Source organism: Natrialba hulunbeirensis JCM 10989 (assembly GCF_000337575.1).
GTDB lineage: Archaea > Halobacteriota > Halobacteria > Halobacteriales > Natrialbaceae > Natrialba > Natrialba hulunbeirensis.
The window spans coordinates 195,545-216,562 of record NZ_AOIM01000013.1; the positions used below are offsets into that span (position 1 = coordinate 195,545).

Genomic DNA, 21,018 nt, shown 5'->3' on the forward strand with positions numbered 1-21,018 from the left:
TTCTCATCACGGTCGGTCACCTCCGGGCTCGATCTCACCGAGTTCATCGAGTGCGTCGGGGAGTTTGGCGAGGGACTCGAGTACGCGTGTCTCTCCCGACACACTACTGGTACCCTCGGCTGTCGCACCGGGTTCGGCTGTCATACATCCGTTGGTGAGCAAGAGCGCGGTTCCCCCGACGGACGTGATGCCGCCGTCAGTTCGCGGGTCGTCGCCGACGTGGACGAGGTCTGTGGAGGAAACGCCGAGTTGGGCCGCGGTTTGCTCGAAGATTTCGGATGCGGGTTTCCGCCAGCCGCAGCCGACGCTCGTGACGATTGCACCGAAATCATCGCGTGAGAGGGCAGATCGGACGAGCGTCCGTCCGACGAGTTCGGGAACACTGCAGTTCGAGCAGAGCGCAACTGCGTGGCCGCGGTCGCGAGCAGCGTCGATCGCCGCCCGTGCGCCCGATCTGGTTTCGACGGCGGGATCGAACGCGGCGACGACTGCTCGCCTGGCTGTGTTCCCCTGAACTGTAACACCGCGACTCGCGAGCGCGCGCGAGACATGTGCGGGGAGGGGAACTTCTGCGCCGTTGGGAGCGTCGACGTGGATCTCCGTGTACGCGTCCGCCCAGTCGTCGGGAACCGAGACACCGCGTTCAGCGAGTTCGGTTCCGACGGCTGCGGCGGGGTCGGCCGGGTAGTCGGCGGTAACGAGCGTATCGAAGAGGTCGAACGAGACTCCCACGTTCGTGTGATTACCCCAAGTTAACTTTACCTTCGCGGTTCCCGCGAATCGTCCGAGGGGCGGTATCAGTGTGCTAGAGAGAGGCGGGAGAGAGCAATAAGGTGCAAATCAAAACTCAGTAGATGGCTCTGAGACAGTGTCGGAAGCGAAGAGAGATAGAGGACAGCAGAAAATCAGTCGGAGATGGAGGGAGAGAAACCGCTCTATCCGTTCTGGTGAGCCAGCGATTCAGTCGAGTCGCGCGAACGCGAGGTTGCCCGAAATGTTCTTGATGTAGATATCGACGACGTCACCCTCCTGTGCGCCGGGGACGAAAATCGTATACTCGCCCTTCTCGGCGACACCGTCGCCCTTGCGGCCGGTGCCAGTGATTTCGACCGTGTAGGTCTTGCCCTCCTCGACGGCGTCCTGCTGTTGCTGCTGTGTGGCGCTCGTCGAGCGCTTGGTAACCGGTCGGAACGCACCACAGGCGTCACAGCGCAACATTGGCGTGCGGTCCTCGCGAACGAGACGGGTGTCCGGCAGGCCACACTCCGTACAGAGGACGTACTCGTCGACGTAGGCGTCGACAGCCGCATTGAAGTCCTGCTCGGAGAAGGTCCCGTTGTACCGGCCACGGCCATCCTCGAACTTACCGCTGGTCCCCATCTCTCGCTGGACGAAGCGGTGGAGGTGTTCGTCCTCGCGCGAGAGGACATCAGCGATCTCGCCCAGGTTCGTAAACCGGGTGAACGCACCGTCTTTCTGCGTCTGTGCGTCGGGGATCTGTAACCGTTCTTCGTCGCCCCCAATGTCGGGAACGTCCGCCATCGCTCGGTCGAGACTCGACTCGTAATCCATGTGCGAGGAAAGACGACGCTGACGTAAATCCGTTCTGCTATCACGATCCGGCGACGGAACCGGGACAGAACCCCGGTATCCTCAGAGTGACTCGCTTCCCGCGTCACCGACCGAGCCCTGTGTCTCGTCATCCAGGCTGTCCAGATCCCGCTCCGGATTTGCCTCAGTCCGTCCACCCGCTTCTCCGGTGATCTCGCCGTAAATCCTCTCCCGTGCCGCCTCCTCGCTCTCGAACTCCTCGTTTGCAAGCCGGTCGAACACACTGCCAAGGGACTCCGTCTCGTTCGGCATGTCGATCGGGTCGCTCCCATACTCGGTCGCGATCTCCTCACCAGTGACCGGGTACTCGAGTTCCCCGAGATGTCGCTCGACATCCTCGAGGATGGATTCGGTGGTCTCGGCGCGCTGGGACTGTCGTTGTTCGGCCTGATCCTGGACGCGATCGACATCAGGGTCCAGGCCGCTTCCGTTCTCACTGCCGCCGTTGCTCCCGCCGGGGCCGTTTTCACTCATGCGCGGCGCTATCACCACGCCGACCAAAAGCCGTCGGCCAGCGCGTGCGTGCACGAACACGTCGATGACCGATCGGAGACGAGGAGTCCAGCCGGAAACGAGGTGTGACAATCGAAGCTACTCGAGTCGACCACGAACAACGGAAAAACGCTCCGTTACAGCGTTGACCTTCGACTTCGAAGCCGTGCAAACGTTGTTTGCCACGTTCACAGGTCCTTACACTTACCATCACGATGAAACTCATGCCCGCGGTAGTGTCAGTTACCACCGTCACCACCTACCACTACCGCAGGGCGCACTGCGGTGTCGTGTCATTGCTGTGTCTACTGATCGAGTACCCGTGATACAGAATCGACAGCGCAACCGATAGGCAACGATGAAGCGGCTGGAAAACGAGTCCGCCCTCCCCGATTGAACAGGTGCCAGACGATCGCGCTCACTCCGTTCGCGCACTGCGACTGGCGTGTTCAAATCCTGTCGGGATGGACTTTCGGCTGCTCACGTTGTTCGCAACAAAAGTCCGCCCTCCCCGATTTGAACGGGGGGCAAGTCGATCTACAGTCGACTGCTCTACCAGTCTGAGCTAAGGGCGGTCGCACTCAAACGTAGTCGCCGAGGTAGACATAAGGGTTATTATTTCTGCTCCGACCCAACTATGGTACCACGTAACAGCATGATTGATATAGGATGCGTATCAATATGTCTGTATATCGGCCATGAGCAAGATCACGTTCCGCGCTGACGACGACCTCGTCGAGGAACTCGAGTCCCTCGAACTCTCCAAGAGCGAGGCGATGCGTCAGGCCCTTCGGTCCTATCTCAGCCACGACGATGCCGGGCGACAGACCGCCGACGAGGCGCGTGCGGAACGAGCAGCACCATCGACACCCACCGAAGACCCATCCCTCGGCACGCAACTCGAGTGCATGCTCGAGGAATTCGTCTGCGAGCGTGTCGACAAACGGCTCGATGAGCGACTCGACTCCCAGGCGGACGAGAGTCGCGACCGCCGAGTCGGACCAGTGGAAACGACGTCAGACACTGGGCGTCGAGGTGAGAGCCGGATGCGGAGGCAGCCGCCAGCGCGTCACCCACAGGATGTAAACGTCAGTATTTCGCTGGCTGGAGTTGCTGAGAGTGTCGCTGGGCAGTCCTCGGCTGAGCAGGAGCAAGCATCGAGCGTGCAGACGCGCGAGACAACACAGACGAACAGCCCACAACCAAATACCCAGTCAGACAGTGGTCAGGCTGGACCAACCGATCACGCTGCTGTCGGACAGGATCGATCACCCACTCGGACCACCGAGCAGCCACAGACGAACACACAGCCAGCGTCGACAGAGAGCCACACCTGTGATCAGTGTGGTGAAGCCGTCGACGCAGATCACGTACACTGTCCAAACTGTGGCGAGAAGTCCTCGCGACGGCTGTTCTGTGAGTGTGGGGATGAGTACCGGTCAGACTGGTCGTTCTGTCCCGGCTGCGGGAGGCGGACACCGGCAGCAGACGTCCTCGAGCCCCGATAACGGTCCAACAGTCTCGGCTGACGAACAGTTGTAAGACACTGAAAATCCGTCTCGCCGATAGTTTTATTATGAAGGACGGTATTCTGTTTATTCGCGTAAGACGACTGTCTTACACCAGGCAGGAACTGCCCAAAATCGCCCGACTGTGGGCGATTGTAGTGTAAGACACGGCGCGTCTGACAGGGGCGCGCCATCGTCTTACCCAACGGGGAATACAACAATGGAGCGTGTGACACTGCGAATTCCGAAACAGCAGATCGATGAGGTAGAGCAGCTGGTTGACTCGGGCGAGTTCCCGAACCGGAGTGAAGCGATCCGGTCGGCCGTCCGCGAGATGATCAACGAGCAGTACGACGGCCACAGCGAACAGGCCGGAAAACACAACTGGGCAAAGGTCTAACAATGCAGGATATTGTTCAGGACGCCCTCGAGAACGCAGAACAGGAAGCCCGAGAGATGGATGCCACGATGGACGACGACGAGTTCGGTGACCCCCGAATCGTCATCGTCGGCTGTGGCGGTGCCGGCAACAACACCATCAACCGGCTGTATAACATCGGCGTCGACGGCGCTGACACCGTGGCGATCAACACGGACAAACAGCACCTGAAGATGATCGAAGCCGACACGAAGATCCTCGTCGGCAAGTCGCTCACGAACGGGCTCGGCGCTGGCGGAGATCCCTCGATGGGCGAACGCGCGACCGAGATGGCCCAGAGCACGGTCAAAGAGGTCCTCGGCGACGCAGACCTCGTCTTCGTGACGGCAGGTATGGGCGGTGGCACCGGCACGGGTGCCGCCCCCGTCGTCTCGAAGATCGCCAAAGAGCAGGGTGCGATCGTCGTCGGCATGGTCTCGACGCCGTTCAACGTCGAGCGTGCCCGTACGGTCAAGGCAGAGGAAGGACTCGAGAAGCTCCGCGATCAGGCGGACTCGATCATCGTCCTCGACAACAACCGACTGCTCGATTACGTCCCGAACCTCCCGATCGGCAAGGCGTTCTCGGTCATGGACCAGATCATCGCCGAAACCGTCAAGGGAATCTCGGAGACGATCACCCAGCCGTCGCTGATCAACCTGGACTACGCGGACATGTCCACGATCATGAATCAGGGCGGCGTCGCGGTGATGCTCGTCGGCGAGACACAGGATAAGAACAAGACTGACGAGGTCGTCAAGGACGCGATGAACCATCCGCTGCTGGACGTCGACTACCGTGGTGCATCCGGTGGACTCGTCCACATTACGGGTGGCCCGGACCTCACGCTCAAAGAGGCCGAGGGCATCGCGGACAACATCACGGAACGCCTCGAGGCGTCTGCAAACGTCATCTGGGGCGCCCGGATTCAGGAGAACTACAAGGGCAAGGTCCGCGTCATGGCGATCATGACCGGCGTCCAGAGCGCGCAGGTGCTGGGCCCGACGACGCAGAAGCAGGCCGACAAGTCCCGTGCGAGCATCGAGGGACTCAACGACGGCGACTTCGACGCGAGCAACAACGTCGAACAGTCCGGCCAGAGCTTCGGTGCCCAGAGCGACGGCGGCCGAAGCGAACTCGATAAGCAAAACGGCGTCGACGTTATCCGCTAACTGACGCCAGACTGCGGCGCAGTCACTGCAGTACGGTTGCGGTGCGGTTTCGGTTTTGTGTGGCTCGCCTCGTCTCGTTTCGTCTTGTTTCCGAGTGTCTTACTTGAACCAGAGGCTGTGTGCAGACAGCGGTATTCGGATGCTACTGATTCGTGTGGTATCTGACCGGAATGTACAACAGGCCCCACGCAGACAGTGTAAGACGACCAGCGATGCACGCACTCGTCTTTGCTGCCGGTCGCGGCACGCGGCTCCAGCCGTACACCGACGACACACCGAAGCCGCTGCTCGAGATCAGTGGCGAGCCGTTGCTCCGCCGAACCCTGCAGACGGTCACTGACTCCGTTTCCGGGATCGAGCAGTTCACCGTCCTCGTTGGCTACCGGGGCGACGACATCGTCGACTGCATCGGGAAGACGGTCGACGGTGTCCCAGTGTCTTACGCGTGGCAACGCGACCGGAAGGGACTCGCACACGCTGTCTGCCGGGCGGCCGAGGACGGCTACGGTGTCACACTCGCATCTGACGACGACGAGAACGAGGATGGGGATGGGGATGAGGACGGGGAAGACAAAGGCACAAACGTCTCAGACACCGCGTTCCCGGACGACGTACTGACGATCAACGGCGACAACGCCCTCGACTGTGACCTCTCGCCGCTCGTCGACCACCATCGCGAACCCGGCGTCGACGGAACACTGTTACTCGACCGTGTCTCCCGAAACGAAGCCGAAGCTACAGCACTGTGTTCGCTCGCAGACGACGGCCGTATTCGATCCGTCGAGTCGACACTCGAACGCGAGCAGACGACGGGCTACATGGCCGCCGGCGTCCAGACCCACGATGGACCCGCCCTCCTCGAGGCGTGTCGTACAGTCGAGCGCGCCGACAGCGGCGAGTTCGAACTCACGGCTGCACTCGAGTCCCTGCTCACAGACGGCGCCCAGTACGTCGGGGTCGAACTCGAGGGCTGGCATCGGAACGTGAATACGCCTGCTGACCTCGAGCGGGCGCGAGAACGGTTCGAAGGGAGAGCAAGTGCTGGGAACTAAGCGAAAACGGCGGCAGGTGGTGAGATCCTTCTGATGACTACACGCGACCGTGGTCGACCCTGAAACTTACGTGGCGGGAATTCGAACCCGGACGAGATGACGGTCTCGCTTGCGCTTCGGATCCTTGGCATTCTCGCCGCCGGCTATCTGCTGTTCGTCACCTTGCTGGCGATGGGCCCGATCGGGATGGTGGTGTTCGTGCCGTTGCTCGTGATCGGTGCCGTACAGGTGTATCGAACTCGAACCCGCCCCGAAAACGGTGGGACAGATGGCGAACTGCCGGACTACTGTCCGAACTGCGGCACGGCGATCGAGGGAGGTGTATTCGACGCGACGGCCACGACTACGGACACTGGTGATGGCGAGAAGAGCGATCAAGGTGTCGAGCGCAATCGCCACGCGGACAGCGCGGATTCCGATGAACAGCCGTGGCGTGTACACTACTGTGGCAGATGTGGTGCACCGCTTCGCGCAGGCGGCGACATCAAGTGTACCTCGGGATGCGAGACGGGTGCAACCGGTCGCACTGGCTCGACGAACTGTCCTCACTGTGGCTCACCGAACGATTCGGGACGGGAAACGTGTGCGTACTGCGAGGCGGCACTCGAGTAGCTAGACGAGCGCCTCGAGCAGGGAACACTTCCGACAGACCTCACGGGTCGTCGTGGAGCCGCACTCGGAACAGTCCTGCAGGTCTGCGCCGTCCTCACCGCTGAACTCGTCTGATGTAATACTCGCGAGTTCTTCGTATCCAGAGAGAATCGAGTGACGGGTGCCGGGGTGGTTCTCCTCCAGGTCGTACAACAGCTGCTGGATCTCACCACGGTAGGCCTCGCTCGCGTGTGGACACTCCGTGATGTGTGCCGGGAGGTCGTTGAGGTGGGCGTAGAGTGCGACTTCCTTTTCGGGAACGTCACGAAGCGGCTTGGCGCGCGGGACGAACTCGTCCTGTTGCTCGCGCTCGGAGAGCGGCCCGAGGCTCGCATCAAAGTGCTTGGCGATCTGTTCGACGTCGCCCTCGAGGAAGTTCATTAGAGCCGTCTGGGCTTCGTCATCCAGGTTGTGGCCCGTCAAGAGGAGGTCCGCGCCGAGGTCGTCCGCGTAGCGCGAGAGGATATCACGTCGGAAGACGCCGCAATAGGCACAGGCTGCCATGTTTTCGGGGTCGTCCTCAACCACGTCGTCCATCTGGATGCCGAACTCCTCCTCGTAACTGACGACCTCGTGGCGGATGTCGAGGTCGTCGGACAGTTCGACGCAGGCGTCGAGGCTCTTGTCGCGGTAGCCCTCGATCCCCTCATGGATCGTCAGGCCGACGAGTTCGATGCGCGGGTCCTTGGCGAACGTTTCGTGGAGAATCTGGGTGAGGACGACGCTGTCCTTGCCGCCGGAGAGGCCGATAACCCACGTTTGCGGGTTCTCCGGCGTCGCGTCCTTCGGGACCAGGTCGTCCCGGCGCACGCGCCGGCGTACCCGCTTCTCGACCGATTCACGGAAGTGATCCGCACAGAGGTGTGCCCCGGAGTAGGCGGCGTGCATGACCGCCTCCTCGTCACACCGATTGCAGTCCATCGCGGTGAGATTGCCGTCGAACGCGTATGTCGGTTTCGTCTCCTGCGTGCGTTGTGGTCTCTGGGATCGTTGTTGGGGTTGTTGTTGAGGCGTTGTCGGGGTCGTTACCAGGATCGTTGCTGGAATCGCTACTCGGCCGATTCGGGCGCTGCCGGTGTCCGTGGCGGGACGACAGAACGGTCCTCGATGGCCTCAGCACCGTCCTGCAGTGAGTCGAGGAGCAGATCGACGTAGCGCTCGCGCGTCGACGAGGAGAACAGTTCGTGGCCGCCGTCGTAGAGCACGACGTGCTCTGCGGGGACGCGCTCACCGATCGGCTCGAGGTCCACGACGGAGTCACGCAGCGTACAGAAGACCACTGCATCGTGGTCGATCGTCAGGAGGTTCTGCTGGGAGTGGTGGACCTCCCGGACGAACGCCGGCGAGACCCAGCGCGGCGTCGTCGAAATCTGGTGGTCCGTTGCCTTCTCGCCGAGTGCGTCGCGTCCCATCTCGCCGACCGGAATACACGGGAGCGTCGTCGGCACACGGGAGACGAGATCGAGCGCCTGTTCGGGCAGGTCGATGTTGTACCCCCACCACGGACTCAGGTAGACGTGGTTGTCAGCGCCGTCGAGCGCCTGCGCGACGAGTGCGCCCGCGCTGTGGGCGAGTAGCTGATACTCCTCCAGGTCGAGGACGTACTCTGCAACCGGCTCGAGCCAGTCGGCTTTGAAGTCCTCGATATTCGTCGGGAGCTCGAAGGCGTGAACCCGATAGCCGGCGTCGGTGAGCTTCCCGATGAGCCAGCTGACGTTCTCGTGGGTCCAGCGGTTGCCCCAGCCCATGACGAAGACGAGTTCGGTCTCGCCGTCCTCGTTGAAGACGCGGTGTCGCATACGGTTCACTTCGGGCGGATCAGATAAAAACCTGCTCTCTTGACAGGACAGTGTGGTGACGTTGCCGGCGAGAGAACAGTTCGACTGCCCATCGGACAACAACGCACAGCCACGAACACAGCGTTTGGCAACTGCTTTGAAAGCGCCCGTGTGAGTCGACCCATGTTCGACTCCCTCCGCGCCCGACTCTATCGGCTCGGGTTCAACCTCTTTCCCGCCTATCGACGCACCGGCGGCCGAGTCACCTACATCGCGCCCGACTGGCAGGAGATTCGCATCAAACTCCCCCACACCTGGCGGACGCGCAACTACGTCGGGACAACCTTCGGCGGCAGCATGTACGCCGCAACGGACCCGTTCCACATGATGATGCTCCTGAAGACGCTCGGCGACGAGTACACCGTCTGGGACAAGGAAGCCGAGATCCGCTTTAAGAAACCCGGCACCGAAACGCTGTACGCGCGGTTCACGATGACCAACGAGGAACTCGACGCGATCCGCGCCGAACTCGACCGCGAGGGAACGGACTCGATCGACCGCCACTACACCGTCGACCTCGTCGACGCCGATGGAGCCGTGCACGCGACGATCCGCAAGACCGTGTACGTGACGACGGATCAGTCGAAACGCGCCTGAGCAGGCGTCGGCTGAGAAACCGTTTTGCAACTCGAGTACCCACCGTCGATAATGAGCGACACTGATGGCGAGAGCGAGCGTGAGACGGGGAGCAAGAGCGAGAGCGGAAACAATGGCGAGGGCGAGGAGGGAGGCAGGAACGGCAGCGCCAGCGACAGCGGGTTCGACCGCGCCAACGCAGTCGACCGACTCGAGGCCCTCGTCGACACCGTCGAGCGCGACCGGATGCCCGTCCCGGTCCGCGAGGTTTGGGCCTTCGGCGACGTTGCGCTCGGGTTGGATCCGGTCGAACGGCTCGATATCTATCTGACCAAGGATATTCTGCTGCGTGACGAGAGCACGTCCGCTGCAGGCGGCAGTGGAGGGAGCGACGAGCAGGATCCCGACGCGCGCTTTCAGGAATCCCACGGGATCGAAGGCGTCGGGAAATCCGTCCGCGCGGACTGGGCCGAGGAATACCCCGAGTTCCTGCGCGCGAACGCGAACGGACACGCCGCCCCGGAACAGTGTCTCGCAGCGCACCTCCTCGGAAACGAACACGGGGCCGGTGACGAACCGATCCACCTCGAGGTCTGCAACGCCTCCTTCGAGGACAACGTCACGCAGCGGCTCCGGGGTGCAAAACTGCGCGAAGACTATACCCAACTACTCGATCCCCGCGGCGTCTGCCTCTGGGCCGACGGCACCCGGAGCGACGAGGCGTTCCGAAAGCTCCGCGAGAGCGAACTCGCGCTGCCGACGCTGTCGGCGGCCCTGGAGATGCTCGGGATGGAGGACGAGGAGGCGACGACCGCGGCCAAGGAGCTACACGCCTGGCGCGAGCAGCAGGATGGCGTAACGGTACGCGGCGACGTAGTTTGAGAGTCATCGCGTTTCCAGACCTAACCGACTTCAGCCGTCTTCGGCCACCGGAATCGCACGCGCAGCCGTCGCCTTGAACGAAGCCCGAACTTCCGACCCGTACTCGAGTGCCAGTCGCTCCAGACTGGTTTGTGTGATGACCGTCTGCAGGGTGTGGCTCGCGCCGAGGTCGAGCGTCACGCTGGCGATGGCGTCGGCGGCGTCGATGTCGGTGACGGTGCCCGCAAACTGGTTTCTGAGGCTCGTTTGCGCGGTCGTCGCTGTATCGTCAGCATCGCTGGTAGACCCAGACGACGCAGAGAGAACGACCGCATCCGAGCGCACGCTGACTTGCACTGACGACCCATCCGCAGGAACTAGCGCGACAATCTGTCCGACGGGCGTCTCGACCGTTCCGAGCTCGCCTGTCCGGTCGACGACGGTGCCCGGGAAGACGGACGCGGTGGCGCGGGCGACGCCGTCCAGTTCCGTCTGGTGGCGTTCGAACCGCCGGATCAGGTCGCGGGCGACGGGCGTGAGTTCGGTTCCGCCGCCGTCCGCGCCGCCGCGGCGGCGCTCGGTGACCGCGCCGATGGCGTCCTCGAGTGCAACCACGCGACGCTGGAGGCGGGCGTAGGAGCGCCCGAGCGCGTCAGCAGCGGCGTGCATCGAGCCGTGGTCGTCGATCGCGGCGAGCATCTCGACGTCCTGGCGGTCGATCGTCACGTCGCCGATCGTGAGTTCGGTCTGGTAGTCTTTTTCGACGGTCATGTGAGGGCGAGGTGGTCGTGGTATCGACTGCGATCCATCAGTAAATCAATTCTCCGTCGATAAACTTGCGCGTCCGCGGGTCGGCTGGATCCTCGAAGATCGTCTCAGTATCGTCGACCTCGATGATACCGTCGCCGAGCAACACCGCGACGCGGTCGGCGACCCGCCGGGCCTGATTCATGTCGTGCGTTGCGATCGCGACGCCGATCCCGCGTAAACTGGCCTCGCGGACTGCGTCCTCTATCACGGCCGTATTTCGCGGGTCGAGGTCCGACGTGGGTTCGTCCAGCAAGAGTACGTCCGGATCGTACGCCAGCGCTCGCGCAAACGCAACGCGCTGGGCTTCGCCACCCGAGAGGGAACTGGCGTGGCGGTCGAGTTCCTCCGCGAGTCCGACCACGTCGAGCGCCTCTACTGCGTCGCTGGTCCCGTTTCGCAGCCCAACGAGATCCGCGACTTCGCGGCGTAACCGGTCAGACCACGACCGGCGAACGTGCAGGCCGTACTCCGCGTTCCGGCGCACGCTCGCATCGAAGAGACTGGCATCCTGAAACACCATGCCGATGCACCGGCGAAACGCGAGGCGCTCCTGCTGGGAGGCCGCCCAGACGTCAGTGCCGTCGTACTCGAGTACACCCTCGCGCGGTCGGTCGAAGAGCGCGAGGAGGCGCAGGAGTGTGGTCTTGCCGACGCCGGAGGGGCCGATGATAGCGACGACCTCGCCGGGGTCGACGCTGAGCGAGACGTTTTCGAGGACGGTGGTGTCGGCGTAGCCGTGGTGGATGCTGTTCGCACGGAGGGAGTGTGTCATCGGGGACCACCGCCGTTGTCTCCGCTGCCGCCGGTACCGGTGTTGCCACCGCTCCCACCCCCACCCCCACCGCCGCCTCCGCTGTTCCCGAGCCAGATCACGAGCGCGTTGACGAACAGGACGAGGCCGACCAAGATTACGCCGAGGATTAGCGCCGGTTCGAAGCGGCCCTGGCGGGCCTCGAGCTGGATCGCGGTCGTGATCGTTCGCGTGTAGGATTCGCCTTCGGGGCCGACGATGTTGCCGCCGACGATGAGGACGCCGCCGACCTCGCTGATCGCGCGGCCGAAGCCGGCGAGAACGGCTGTCGCGATGCCGTAGCGGGCTTCCTTGATCGTCACGAGTGCGACGTCAAGACGAGTGCCGCCCATCGCGAACGCCGCGTCCCGTACCTGCTGTTCGACGCTCGTGACGGCTGCGAGGCTCACACCGGTGATTACCGGTGCCGCGAGCACGATCTGGGAGAGGATCATCGCCTCGGGAGTGAACACGAGGTCGAACGAGCCGAGCGGCCCCTGGTTCGAGACGGCGAGCAAGACGACGAGTCCGACGACGACGCTCGGAAAGCCCATGCCCGTCGTGATGACCGAGGCGAACACGCTCTTTCCGGGGAACTCTTTGAAACCGACGAACAGGGCGAGTGGGATGCTGATGAGCGTGCTCAGGACGACCGCGGTGAGGCTCACGTAGAGCGAGACCTCGACGATGCTCCTGATGTAGGTCCACTCGAACGGGAAGTCAGCCGCGAGCGCGACGGTGTCAGGTGCCGACTGGGCCACCCAACCCCACAGCCGAGGGCCGAACGCAATCATCGACACTACGACCCATCACCGCCGTTGTCACCGGAGCCTCGCCACCCCGCCGGGACGTACTGCTCGAAGTTCGGCTCCTCGCTGAGCGCCTCGGGATAGAACAGCTGCTCGTCGTCGACGGTGTACCCCTCGATGATCGACTGCCCCTCGAGACTCGTGATGAAGCCGATGTAGGCCATCGCCAGATCGTAGTTGACGTTGTCGTGCACCGCGGGATTCACGGCGACGATTCCATACGGGTTGGCGAGATGGTCCGTGCCGCCCTCGACCGGCCCCTGAACGTGAATCTCGAGGTCCAGATCGGCGCGCATCGAGAGGTACGTCCCCCGGTCCGTGAGCGTGTAGTCGCCCTGCTGGTTCGTCATCGAGAGCACGCTGCTCATTCCCTGGCCGGCGTCGAGGTACCACTCGCCACTCGGCTCGCCGACATCCGTCTCCTCCCAGAGCTCGAGCTCCTTCGTGTGTGTCCCCGAGTTGTCCCCGCGGGAGACGAACGTCGAGTCCGTTTCCGCGATGGACTCGAGTGCCCCAATCACGCCGTCGGCGTCCGCGGTGCCGGCCGGATCGTCAGCGGGACCGACGATCACGAAGTCGTTGAACATCAGATCGCGGCGATTGACGCCGTGACCGTCTTCCATGAACTCGTCCTCGAGCGACCGGGCGTGGACCATGACGACGTCGGCGTCGCCGCGGCGGCCGATCTGGAGCGCCGCGCCGGTTCCCTCGGGAATCGTATCGATCGTCACGCCGTAGCGGTCCTGAAACGGGATGTGGAGGTCGTCGAGCAGTCCCGTGTCGTACGTGCTAGTCGTCGTCGTCAGCGTCAGCGTCTCACCTGCGATATCCGGTGCGTCCCCAGCTGTCTCCTCGTCGCTGCCGAGACAGCCCGCAGCACCGACAGCGAGGCCGCTTCCGATCGTCGCGATGAACGACCGCCGTTGTATCGCCATGGATATAACGATGTGAGAGGGAGAGCAAATAGCTATGGGACCGGGTGTAATCGGAATCGGTTCCCCTTCTTACAGTAGACAACCAGAATCGGCCACGACAGGTGAGAGCCCCACGTTTGATAGCTCCCGTAACCAGTTTTGGTTCGCCGGCGGGGAACGAGGGATGGTGCGTGGCGAGCCGCGGAAACGACCTCACGGACGTCGACAGCGGCCGTCAGGAGATATCGCGCCGCCTGAACCAGAACTGGCTGGCCAGCAGGAGGACGAGCACCATTCCGACCAGCACCGCAGCGTCGCCGATATCGTAGGTACTCTCGATGAGAATCTCGTTCGGGTCGAAGTACCGCATCGGAGCGATCGCTCCGAGTGCCTCGTAGTCCGTTCCCTCGAGGAGGGACTCGACCAGAAACAGTGCAAAGGTGACGCCGAGGGCGACGCGCTGGGCGATGCTCGCACGGTCGAAGACCACGGACGCGAGCAAGCCGATGGCGGCACAGGCAAAGAGGTAGGGGATCGAGAACAGGTGGACGGCGAGCAGGTCGGCCCCCGAAATCGACTCGTCGATCAGCGGCGCACCGACGTAGACGACGATGGGGGTGAGAACGTTGACGAGGATGATGGGAACGGCCATCGCGGCGAACTTCTCACCGACGACGCGGGCGCGGGAGATGGGCAGCGAGAGCAGGACGTCCATCCGGCCGCGGTCGACGTCGTCCGCGATGACGCCCGCCGTGCTGTACGCCAGGTAGAGCCCGAGGAGGATAATCCAGCCGAAGACGTAGAGTTCGACGGCGAGAAAGCCCTCGAGCGTCGCCATCGTCCGAATTCCCATTACCTGTAAGACGGGCTCGGGATAGGCCGCGAGCAGTTCATCCATATCCATCGCGTCGCGAAACGACGGAAAAATCCAGACGACGAGCGCGGCGAGCAGTGCGATTCCGATCGAGAGGTAGACGCTCCCCTTGAACCGGCGACGGCCGTCGTAGCGCGCGAGCTCAAGCATCGTCGCCACCTCCGCTGGACCGCGCCGTTCCATGCGCCTGCTCGTCTCCCACCTCGTCTCTGCCGACACTGTCCGCCGGTCGCTCGGCACCCGTCTCGTCCTCTGTGCCGTAAAATCGCATGAAGATGTCCTCGAGTGGCGCCTCCTCGACCGAGAGGTCGAGCAGTCCGATCCCGTCGAGTCGCTCGACCAGCGCGTTCACGTCACCGGTGAAGGTGAACGTACACTCCGTAAACGCCGCTTTCGAGTCATCCGCCGCTCCGTCCTCTCGATCGAGACTCGTCTCGAGATCGTGGACACCCGCGAGCGACGACGGATCGAACCGTTCGAACGGGACCGGCTCTGCCGTCCGAAGCCGAACCACCTTGCCGCTCCTGTCGAGCAACGATTCGACCGGTTCGACGGTCACGAGTTGTCCCTCCCGAATGATGCCGACTCGATCGCAGAGTCGACGCACCTCACCCAGTACGTGCGACGAGAAAAACACCGTCACACCGCGTTTGCTCTCAGCCCGCAGGAACTCGGCGAACCGCTGTTGGATCAACGGATCCAGCCCGCTCGTCGGTTCGTCCAGAATCACCAGCTCCGGATCGTGCATGAACGTCAGCACTAACCCCAGTTTGCGGACGTTGCCGTGTGAGTACTCGCGTACCTCCCTGTCGAGGGGTGGATCGAACAGTTCGAGAAGCTCCTCACTTCGCTCGTCTCCCTTGATTCGGGCGTGTAACTCGAGTACGTCCCGCCCAGTCGCGGCCTCGTCGAACGACGGGGCATCGGGGAGGTAGCCGATATCCCGCTTCCCCTCGAGCAGGTCCGATTCGTCGGTGATGTCGTGGCCGAGGACGCGTGCGGTGCCGTCGGTCGGTGAGATGAGTCCGAGAAGTGCGCGGATCGTCGTCGTTTTGCCAGCGCCGTTCGGGCCGAGATAGCCGAAGATTTCGCCGCGCTCGACGGAGAACGTGACGTCGTCGTTGGCGAGCACCTCGCCGTAGTCCTTCGTGAGTCCCGCGAGTTCGATTGCGGCCATGGTGAACAGTTCACAGAGAGAGCATATGTAAGTCCGGATCACTCGCCCCGCTTGGCAGGTGGTGGACACAGAGACCGTCAGCATCGACCACTCGCTGTTGCGAGTGTAATACGAAGAATTTTGTCGCTGCTGTCGGTGGTCACCGATATGAGTTCGCTGTCGCCGTCTGCGCTTCTCGATCTGATTCAGTCGCCGCGTGTCGCGCTGCTCGCGAACGTCGCGCTCGTCCTTACCGGATCAGTGCTCGCACTGCTTTCGCTGATTGACCTGCTCACCGGCGTTCTCATCGTTGTAATCGGGTTCGTCGGTATTTACGCGTCGTTGCTTGGACAGCGCACTGAGGACGACGAGGAGTAACCAGCAAAACAACACTGCTCACCAGTCGAAACAGCGCGTCACACTCGACCGACAGTAACGAAAAACGGAACCGCCTCCCGCCGGCGATACGCTCGCGCTTCCATCTGCTCGATCACGTCACGCCCCATCGCACGCCACTCGCTTCGCAGGTCGTCGTACTCCGCTGCCGTCAGTGCCCCCTTGAGCATCGTCTCCCGGTCGTCGGCCAGCCCCGCACCCGTCGCCTTTCGCCGCGCCGCAGCGACTGCTCCCTCGCTGTAGGGCGGTTCGACGGTTCGAACGTGGTCGTACCGGCGCGTCTCGAGTACCTCAAAATCAGCATCCGCAGCGTCGAACGCCTCGCGGGCGTCAGCCCCGAGCGAAACGTCGGTCGGGATGCCGTCAAGATAGGCGTCGCGAGCCCGTTGCTCGAGGGCGTCCTCAGCACCGACACTCGAGTCCACCTCGACGGCGCCGTTGTCCGGTTCGACGGCTGCGACGAGGTCGCGCGAGACGCGAGCGAACTCGGAGAGCGCGGCCGCCGGGTCGGGCAGGTTGATCAACAGTGCCTGGCAGACGACGAGGTCGAAGGCGTCATCGGGAAACGGCAGGCGGTGGGCGTCGCCGGCGACGGTTGGGACGGCCGGCGCGTGGGCCGCTGCGGCCCGAAGCAAGTCGGGGTCTGCGTCGCAGCCGACGACCTCTCCCGGCGACTCTGCCGCGAGCACGCGGCTCAGTTCGCCGGTCCCGCAGCCGACATCAAGGATCCGCTCGCGAGACTCGAGTGCGAGTGGCTCGAGTGCCGCCCGGGAGTCGTCCCACATGCCCTCGCGGGTCCGGTGGAGGTAGTCTTCGGAGAACTCGCGCACGGGCCTCTGTAGAAGGGTGTGGGGTAAAAACGGGTCGATTTTCGGGGTGGCGTCGGGGATGGTGTCGAGGTAGCGTTCGACTGGAGTCGGGGCAAAGTCAACTGTGCCTTCCGAGCGCCACACACTCAGATCCTGCGTTCAGGCCTCTACTTCTGCCTCTCGCAACTCCTTGACCTTCTCGATGTTCCAGGCGAAGCCGCGGCCGTCCTCGGTCGGCGTCTCGAGTGCAAACGGTAGCTCGCGCAGGTCGGGGTGGTTGACGATCGCCTGCATGCCGTCCTCGCCGATGTAGCCCTCGCCGATGTGGGCGTGTTCGTCTTTGTGCGTGCCCACATCGTGCTTCGAGTCGTTCAGGTGGATGTACTTCAGGTACTCGAGTCCGACCTCGTCGTCGAACCGGCCGATAGTCTCGTCGACGGCCTCGGCCGTCGTGAGGTCGTTGCCCGCGACGAGCGTGTGGGCGGTGTCGATACAGATGCCGATCTCCGTCTCGGTGCGGTCGATGATACCCGCGAGGTGGGCGAACTCGCCGCCGAGTTTCGTGCCGCTGCCCGCGTCGGACTCGATCAGGATCTCGACGTCCTCGGGAACGTCGAGTTCGTCGATCAGGCTCGCCGCGTTGTCGAGGCCGCCTTCGACGCCGGCTCCGGTATGTGCACCGAGGTGGACGTTGACGTACGGAACACCGAGTTTGTCGGCGGCGTCGAGCTCTGCCTGCATGCTCTCTTTGGACTTCCGGCGGAGGTCGTCCTTCGGAGTACAGAGGTTGACGAGGTACGAGGAGTGGATCACCCACGGCCCCTCGAGTTCCGCGTCAGTCTCTTCGCGGAAGCCTGCGGCGGCCTCGTCGCTGATCTCGGGCTGGGCCCAGACCTGCGGCGAGGTGGTGAAGATCTGTCCGCAGTTGCCGCCGAAGGCGAGCTGGCGGGAGATTGCGTTGCGAACGTCGTCGTACGGCGGCGTCTCGGTGTCGGAGGAGACGCGCGAGCCGGAGATCGAAACGTGTGCGCCGACCTTCATGGTCATGAATCCTCGTCAGTACCGGTTCGTGATAGGTACTTCGGACCAATCCGACGTCGCTCGCTACGGTCAGACCGTTCGCTCACTACGAGCCGACCGTCCGCTCGCTACGTTCCGACCGTCTCTCGCTACGCGGCGGCCACCGACCGCAGCGCCCTGAGTCGCACCTCGAGCGGTGGATGCGTCGATCGCAGACCACCCGAGCCGCCACCTTCGCCCAGCGTCGGCATGACGTTGATCGCGTTCGTCGACTGTGCGTGACGGAGGTCCGTCGATGGTCGGCGACGGCGACGACGGCGATTTTCGAGCCGCTCGAGTGCCGACGCGAGCGCACCAGGATCGCCGGTCGCTTCGACAGCCGCACGGTCCGCCGCAAGTTCGCGCCCACGGGAGAACACGCCGAAGCCGACGAGCGACAGCGACGTGAGCGCCCAGCCGAGCGGGTCGACTCGCCAGTGGTCGTTTTCGTCGCCTTCGTCGGTTTCGTCGGTTTCATACAGGAATTCAGCGGCGAACAGTGGGACGAGCAGCCACGAGGTGAGCTGGAGGTCGTCGTTCGCCAGATGGGCACACTCGTGAGCCAGCACGGCCTCGAGTTCGTCGCTCGAGAGCGTCTGCACGAGTCCTGTCGAAACGACGATGACAGGTGAGCCACGGCGGCGGACAGCGAGTACCGGGTCGGTCGGTCGAGCGGTCGTGTACGCCAGCGGCATCACGTCCGGCCGCACCCGAACCTCGGGTCTTGCAATGTCGAACTGCGTCGCCAGTCGCGTCACCGAGGCCTCGAGCGTTCGCCCTCCATCCGCGTCGATCTCCGAGGCAAGAACGGTCCCCTCGAGCAGTTCGACGCGCTCCAGTCGAATAGCGTGTGAGATGACGATCGCAAAACAGGGCAGGACTGGAATCGCGCCGATGGCGAGCGCCCACAGGAATCCCGTCTCGGTGAACTCGAGTGGGCCAAGTTGCATCGCGACGAAGATGAGAACAGCCGCGGCGAAGACGGTGACGACGTACGCGCTCGCGAGCAACGTAACCGCGGTGATGCCGGCACCGAGCAGGGCTCGAATACCGATCCCGATCGGTCCGGTCAGTCGCATACTGAGCGGTACGCCCGTCGGATCAAAAGCAGTCCGTTTTCGGTACCCGCCGAGCGAGTGGTGACGACAGACGCTACTGCTCTCCCGCCTCGAGAACCTCTCGCTCTCGGATCCACGCGTCCGATCCGTACTTTCGGTCGGCGAGCTCGCGGGCGGTCGCCAGTTCCTCGTCTCGCCACTCGCCCGGCGTCGCGTCACACCAGTCACCGAGCGCCCCCGCGAGGGTGTCGACCGCTTCCTCACGGTCGATGCCGGACTCCTCGCGGATGCTCGTCACCCGGTCGGTGAAGGTGTCCGTCTCGAGTGCCTCGGCAAACACGCCGACGTGCTGGTCGGGTTCGCGGGCGTAGCTCAGCGAGCCGTGTTGGATGACGACATCGCGCTGGCGGTACTGGGCGTTGCCGCTGATTTTCCGGGCCTGTTCTGGCGAACTCGCCGGCGCGACCACGTCGTGGGCGGGATGGATATCCCGCAGATAGCACGACGGTTTGTAGATTGCCGACTGTTCGGCGGCGGCGAAGTCCGCGTCGACGCCCATCTCTTCGAAGGCTGTGAGGATGGGCTCACAAAAGAGCGCGTAGCACTCCATTAGATCGCCCGGGACCTCCTCGGCCGGCGCAACAACTGTGTAGGAGATGTCGGCGTATCGGTCGTGGTAGATCCCGCCGCCACCCGTCTGGCGACGCGTCACGTCGATTCCCTCGCGGTCGCAAAAGTCCCAGTCGACCGAGTCTGCCTCCTGTCGGTAGCCAAGCGACAGGGTGCTCGGCTCCCAGGAGTAGACGCGAACCGTTCGAACGTCGTCCTCGAGTGCCGTCCGAGCGGCGGCCTCCTCGAGTGCCATCTGTGTCGCACCGTCGCGGGCCTCGTCGGTGATGAGCCGCCACTCGCGGTCGGCAAGCGCAGTCATACCTGTTCCTTGCCGCGGGTCGAGTTAGTGGTATGGGTTCGGTTCGTGTCCGGGCGGTAGGAGTTTGGCTCCCAGGCAGATTCGCCCATATTCGATATAGCCCTATCTGGTTTACTACGACGGTGTGCCGTGTCACGACGTTTTTACGTACACGGCGGCTACGCCGACTATATGGTGCGGAACGTCGCCGAAATGTTGCCCGAACTCGAGGAGCAGGATTTCTATCTCCTCTCGGGGGTCGAACAGGGGATGCGCTTCTCGGAGTGGGTCCAGCGCGAGAAGCTCCCGAAGTTCTCGAGTCTCACCGAAGAGGAGGTGGACTACCGTCTCGAGCGCTGTCTCAAACGGGGGCTCGTCGAGAAGAAAACCATCCAGTACGAGGGGTACACCCTGCAGTTCGAGGGCTACGACATCCTCGCGCTTCGGGCGCTCGTCGAACGCGAGACGATCTCGGAGTTTGGCTCGCCACTGGGCGTCGGCAAGGAGAGCGACGTCTACGAGGTTCGATCGTACAAACCGCTCGCGCTGAAGTACCACCGCGAGGGGTATACGAACTTCCGCGAAGTCCAGAAGGAACGCGACTACACGTCCGACAAGGAGCACGTCTCCTGGATGTACACCGCCCGGAAGGCTGCCGAGCGCGAATACGACATTCTCGAAGAGCTGTACCCGGATGTCGCGGTTCCCCAACCGATCGACCAGAACCGCCACGCCATCGTCATGGAGAAGATGGACGGCGTCGAGCTCTCGCGAACGAAACTCGAGGACGACCAGGTACTCGGTGTACTCGACCTGCTCGTCTCCGAAATCGCACGCGCGTACGAACACGGCTACGTCCACGCAGACATGAGTGAGTACAACGTCTTCTTAGACGAGGGAGGTGTCACGATCTTCGATTGGCCCCAGGCCGTGCCGACGGATCACGAAAACGCCGAGGAGTTCCTCCGGCGCGACCTTCGAAACGCGGTGGGGTACTTCCGCCGAAAGTATCCACAGCACATTTCAGATGAACTCGAGGGCGACGAGGTTGCGACCGAAATCATCGACGGCTCGTTCGAGACGGTTCGTCGAGCGTAAGCGGACGGCGACGACTGTCGACCGCCACGACCCCGCTTTTCACGTTTGCCGGCGATTGGGCGTGAGATATTCGTCTGGACCTGCTACTGAATCACCACAGGACAGTAGGAGTTGTAACTCATAAATCGTACTATGGTATATAGAATAGTTTGACTG

At 63.1% G+C, this 21,018-nt stretch carries 24 protein-coding genes and 1 tRNA gene; 9 read left to right on the plus strand and 16 right to left on the minus strand.

The window, feature by feature from the left end:
* Positions 1 to 6: 6 nt before the first annotated feature.
* The 4 genes from C483_RS04690 to C483_RS04705 all read right to left on the minus strand — a co-directional run bounded on the left by C483_RS04690 (position 7) and on the right by C483_RS04705 (position 2,678).
* Positions 7 to 732, minus strand: a complete 726-nt coding sequence (locus tag C483_RS04690; RefSeq protein WP_006652208.1) for an HAD family hydrolase — start codon at positions 730 to 732, stop codon at positions 7 to 9.
* A 228-nt stretch (positions 733 to 960) separates the two neighbouring features.
* Entirely contained in the window at positions 961 to 1,572 is a 612-nt protein-coding gene (locus C483_RS04695) for a translation initiation factor IF-2 subunit beta (RefSeq protein WP_006652209.1), read from the minus strand.
* A gap of 81 nt (positions 1,573 to 1,653) precedes the next feature.
* Positions 1,654 to 2,085: a DUF5789 family protein gene (locus C483_RS04700; RefSeq protein WP_006652210.1), complete on the minus strand. Its 432-nt coding sequence runs from the start codon at positions 2,083 to 2,085 to the stop codon at positions 1,654 to 1,656.
* Positions 2,086 to 2,604: 519 nt separating this feature from the next.
* Positions 2,605 to 2,678: transfer RNA gene (locus C483_RS04705), tRNA-Tyr, on the minus strand.
* 123 nt (positions 2,679 to 2,801) lie between these two features.
* Here C483_RS04705 and C483_RS04710 point away from each other — a divergent pair.
* The 5 genes from C483_RS04710 (at position 2,802) to C483_RS04730 (ending at position 6,865) form a co-directional block, all read left to right on the plus strand.
* Positions 2,802 to 3,611 carry a zinc ribbon domain-containing protein gene (locus C483_RS04710; RefSeq protein ID WP_006652211.1) on the plus strand — a complete coding sequence of 270 codons (810 nt, stop codon included), beginning with the start codon at positions 2,802 to 2,804 and terminating at the stop codon, positions 3,609 to 3,611.
* Between the two features lie 220 nt (positions 3,612 to 3,831).
* Complete coding sequence (locus tag C483_RS04715) at positions 3,832 to 4,011, plus strand: ribbon-helix-helix domain-containing protein (protein WP_004216792.1); 180 nt, start codon at positions 3,832 to 3,834, stop codon at positions 4,009 to 4,011.
* 2 nt (positions 4,012 to 4,013) lie between these two features.
* Entirely contained in the window at positions 4,014 to 5,201 is a 1,188-nt protein-coding gene (ftsZ, locus tag C483_RS04720) for a cell division protein FtsZ (protein WP_006652212.1), read from the plus strand.
* 212 nt (positions 5,202 to 5,413) lie between these two features.
* Entirely contained in the window at positions 5,414 to 6,253 is an 840-nt protein-coding gene (locus C483_RS04725; protein ID WP_006652213.1) for a nucleotidyltransferase family protein, read from the plus strand.
* Between the two features lie 96 nt (positions 6,254 to 6,349).
* Entirely contained in the window at positions 6,350 to 6,865 is a 516-nt protein-coding gene (locus C483_RS04730) for a hypothetical protein (RefSeq protein WP_006652214.1), read from the plus strand.
* On the opposite strand, the gene ncsA is transcribed toward C483_RS04730, so the two are convergent.
* A complete protein-coding gene (ncsA, locus tag C483_RS04735; RefSeq protein ID WP_006652215.1) occupies positions 6,866 to 7,825 on the minus strand; it encodes a tRNA 2-thiolation protein NcsA in 960 nt (319 codons plus the stop codon).
* 128 nt (positions 7,826 to 7,953) lie between these two features.
* On the minus strand, positions 7,954 to 8,703 hold the full coding sequence (locus C483_RS04740) for an alpha/beta hydrolase (RefSeq protein WP_006652216.1): 750 nt from the start codon (positions 8,701 to 8,703) through the stop codon (positions 7,954 to 7,956).
* Between the two features lie 162 nt (positions 8,704 to 8,865).
* Between C483_RS04740 and C483_RS04745 the strand changes: the two genes are divergently transcribed.
* Both C483_RS04745 and C483_RS04750 read left to right on the plus strand, forming a co-directional pair.
* The gene (locus tag C483_RS04745) at positions 8,866 to 9,339 is read left to right on the plus strand and encodes a DUF4442 domain-containing protein (RefSeq protein ID WP_006652217.1); all 474 of its coding nucleotides are present in this window, start codon (positions 8,866 to 8,868) and stop codon (positions 9,337 to 9,339) included.
* Between the two features lie 51 nt (positions 9,340 to 9,390).
* Positions 9,391 to 10,200, plus strand: a complete 810-nt coding sequence (locus tag C483_RS04750) for a DUF7095 family protein (RefSeq protein WP_006652218.1) — start codon at positions 9,391 to 9,393, stop codon at positions 10,198 to 10,200.
* 30 nt (positions 10,201 to 10,230) lie between these two features.
* Here C483_RS04750 and C483_RS04755 read toward each other — a convergent pair whose 3' ends face one another.
* The 6 genes from C483_RS04755 to C483_RS04780 all read right to left on the minus strand — a co-directional run bounded on the left by C483_RS04755 (position 10,231) and on the right by C483_RS04780 (position 15,553).
* The gene (locus C483_RS04755) at positions 10,231 to 10,950 is read right to left on the minus strand and encodes a molybdenum-dependent transcriptional regulator (RefSeq protein WP_006652219.1); all 720 of its coding nucleotides are present in this window, start codon (positions 10,948 to 10,950) and stop codon (positions 10,231 to 10,233) included.
* Positions 10,951 to 10,987: 37 nt separating this feature from the next.
* A complete protein-coding gene (locus C483_RS04760; RefSeq protein ID WP_006652220.1) occupies positions 10,988 to 11,761 on the minus strand; it encodes an amino acid ABC transporter ATP-binding protein in 774 nt (257 codons plus the stop codon).
* On the minus strand, positions 11,758 to 12,573 hold the full coding sequence (locus C483_RS04765; protein ID WP_083860392.1) for an ABC transporter permease: 816 nt from the start codon (positions 12,571 to 12,573) through the stop codon (positions 11,758 to 11,760). Before C483_RS04765 ends, C483_RS04760 begins: the two co-directional genes overlap by 4 nt.
* Before the next feature lie 5 nt (positions 12,574 to 12,578).
* Positions 12,579 to 13,523: a substrate-binding domain-containing protein gene (locus C483_RS04770; RefSeq protein ID WP_006652222.1), complete on the minus strand. Its 945-nt coding sequence runs from the start codon at positions 13,521 to 13,523 to the stop codon at positions 12,579 to 12,581.
* A gap of 214 nt (positions 13,524 to 13,737) precedes the next feature.
* Entirely contained in the window at positions 13,738 to 14,526 is a 789-nt protein-coding gene (locus C483_RS04775; RefSeq protein WP_049912432.1) for an ABC transporter permease, read from the minus strand.
* The gene (locus C483_RS04780) at positions 14,519 to 15,553 is read right to left on the minus strand and encodes an ABC transporter ATP-binding protein (RefSeq protein ID WP_006652224.1); all 1,035 of its coding nucleotides are present in this window, start codon (positions 15,551 to 15,553) and stop codon (positions 14,519 to 14,521) included. Before C483_RS04780 ends, C483_RS04775 begins: the two co-directional genes overlap by 8 nt.
* Positions 15,554 to 15,700: 147 nt before the next feature.
* Here C483_RS04780 and C483_RS04785 point away from each other — a divergent pair, with 147 nt between their 5' ends.
* Positions 15,701 to 15,910: a hypothetical protein gene (locus C483_RS04785; protein WP_049912433.1), complete on the plus strand. Its 210-nt coding sequence runs from the start codon at positions 15,701 to 15,703 to the stop codon at positions 15,908 to 15,910.
* A gap of 38 nt (positions 15,911 to 15,948) precedes the next feature.
* Here the strand turns inward: C483_RS04785 and C483_RS04790 are convergent, their stop codons facing one another.
* From C483_RS04790 to C483_RS04805, 4 genes are all read right to left on the minus strand, one after another.
* A complete protein-coding gene (locus tag C483_RS04790) occupies positions 15,949 to 16,758 on the minus strand; it encodes a class I SAM-dependent methyltransferase (protein ID WP_006652226.1) in 810 nt (269 codons plus the stop codon).
* Positions 16,759 to 16,896: 138 nt separating this feature from the next.
* Entirely contained in the window at positions 16,897 to 17,778 is an 882-nt protein-coding gene (locus C483_RS04795) for a deoxyribonuclease IV (protein WP_049912434.1), read from the minus strand.
* A 128-nt stretch (positions 17,779 to 17,906) separates the two neighbouring features.
* The gene (locus tag C483_RS04800; RefSeq protein ID WP_006652228.1) at positions 17,907 to 18,875 is read right to left on the minus strand and encodes a M48 family metallopeptidase; all 969 of its coding nucleotides are present in this window, start codon (positions 18,873 to 18,875) and stop codon (positions 17,907 to 17,909) included.
* A gap of 73 nt (positions 18,876 to 18,948) precedes the next feature.
* Positions 18,949 to 19,785, minus strand: coding sequence for a lipoate--protein ligase family protein (locus C483_RS04805; RefSeq protein WP_006652229.1), 837 nt, complete (start codon positions 19,783 to 19,785; stop codon positions 18,949 to 18,951).
* Between the two features lie 171 nt (positions 19,786 to 19,956).
* Here C483_RS04805 and C483_RS04810 point away from each other — a divergent pair, with 171 nt between their 5' ends.
* A complete protein-coding gene (locus C483_RS04810) occupies positions 19,957 to 20,862 on the plus strand; it encodes a serine/threonine-protein kinase RIO2 (RefSeq protein WP_006652230.1) in 906 nt (301 codons plus the stop codon).
* Positions 20,863 to 21,018 lie beyond the last annotated feature (156 nt).